Origin of the sequence: Finegoldia magna (assembly GCF_018371055.1) — a bacterium.
In the GTDB taxonomy this organism is placed as follows: Bacteria; Bacillota; Clostridia; order Tissierellales; family Peptoniphilaceae; genus Finegoldia; species Finegoldia magna_I.
Map to the genome: position 1 here is coordinate 1 of NZ_JAGYZD010000315.1, position 1,568 is coordinate 1,568.

Annotated in this window: 2 protein-coding genes and 1 pseudogene; all 3 read left to right on the forward strand. The window is 30.5% G+C overall.

Annotation, left to right across the window (positions count from 1 at the left end; genetic code table 11):
* Positions 1-286, forward strand: a pseudogene (locus KHW44_RS09480) (ABC transporter ATP-binding protein); the annotation flags it as partial.
* Positions 287-427: 141 nt separating this feature from the next.
* Positions 428-1,024, forward strand: coding sequence for a hypothetical protein (locus tag KHW44_RS09485; protein WP_241684762.1), 597 nt, complete (start codon positions 428-430; stop codon positions 1,022-1,024).
* 117 nt (positions 1,025-1,141) lie between these two features.
* Positions 1,142-1,519, forward strand: a complete 378-nt coding sequence (locus KHW44_RS09490; RefSeq protein WP_154272121.1) for a hypothetical protein — start codon at positions 1,142-1,144, stop codon at positions 1,517-1,519.
* Positions 1,520-1,568 lie beyond the last annotated feature (49 nt).

Below are 1,568 nucleotides of genomic sequence, written 5' to 3' on the forward strand. Positions count from 1 at the left end.
GCTAAAAGATGCGGACATCATAATCTTTGATGAAGCCACAGCAAGTATAGATCCAGAAAATGAAGATAAACTTAAAGAAGCAATAGAATCATTAACAAAAAACAAAACAGTAATTATGATTGCCCACAGACTAAAGACAATTAGAAATGCTGACCAGATTTTAGTCTTAAAAGATGGAGAAATAGTAGAACGTGGAAATCACGAAGAACTGATTAAAAATAATGGACTTTATTCTGATCTTATCAATGCAAAAGCTAAGGCGGAATCATGGAAATTAAATAATTAATATAAAAGAAATATTTAAAGTCTTTGAATAAGAAAATATAGATACTTTGACAATGAATGGAGAATTACTATTAACAATATTAAGTTCAGTAGCTCAACAAGAAGTAGAAAATAACTCAGCCCATGTAAAAAAGGATTGAAAATGAAAATGGAAAAGGGGGAGCTTATTGGTTTTCAAGGTTGCCTTAGTTATGATTATGACCCTACAACAAAAAGTATCTATATAAAAGAAGAAGAAATAAATGATAATACTTTAGTCAAAGATTTGAAAAAGTTAGAAAACCAATTAAATAGAATCATTAGTCAAGAAAGAAAGTTAGTTGATCTTCATTTAGAAGATAATATAGATGAAGAAGTTTATACTAAAAAGTATAAAAAACTTACAAAACAAAAAGAAGAATTACTTGATGAAAAGAAAACACTGGAACTAACAATAAAAGATGAAAGTTTTATTAAAGAAAGACTAAAGCAATTTAAAAAGATCTTAGAGAATAGAGAAATTATAGAGGAATTTAACAGAACAGTATTTGAAAGCATATTTGAAAAAGTTGTGGTAGGCAGAATTGACAAAGAAGGAACAGTCCATCCATATGACTTAACATTCTATTTCAAAACAGGAGTAAAAGATAGTCTAGATTCAAATAATTTCAAAGATAAAAGAAAAAATGCCAAAGACAATGATATTGATAAATTGTGCTCCACAAGAATGACGAGGATAAAAAATTATGTTCCCAAGTAAAAGACAACGCACGTTGAAGCCCTAGCCATACTTGTCAAGAAGCGAAGCTACACTCAAAAGTAAGGCAGGTCTCATGCATAGATTTCCAAAGAGAAACGACTGAATAGGAAGCTTTGATTGGCAGAAATCGACTGCTTAGGCTGTAGCGTTGATACAAAAGATATAAACATAGAAATCCTGCATTTTAAGCAGTTTTACAAGCATTTTGTCTTTGAAAAAGACGAAGAAGGATACGTCAAAAAGACTCAAAAAAATTATGTGGACGTAAGAGTAGTTTTGAGACTAGTATTAGGAAAAGAATTAGCAAGACTAACATCTTATTGTGGAAATAGGTACTATTTTGTAGCAACAAAAACCTGCTTAGTAAGAGCAATTACAAAGGAAAGACTAACCAAAACAGGATTATTCGATCCATACGATTACTATATAAGCAGGTCATGTGTAAATTGTATGCCGAGCGGCATGTACGGTGGTGTGAGAGGGCTATTTATTTAGCCCTACTCGATTTTTTATCAAATTTATATATACCTATACAAATATCTAT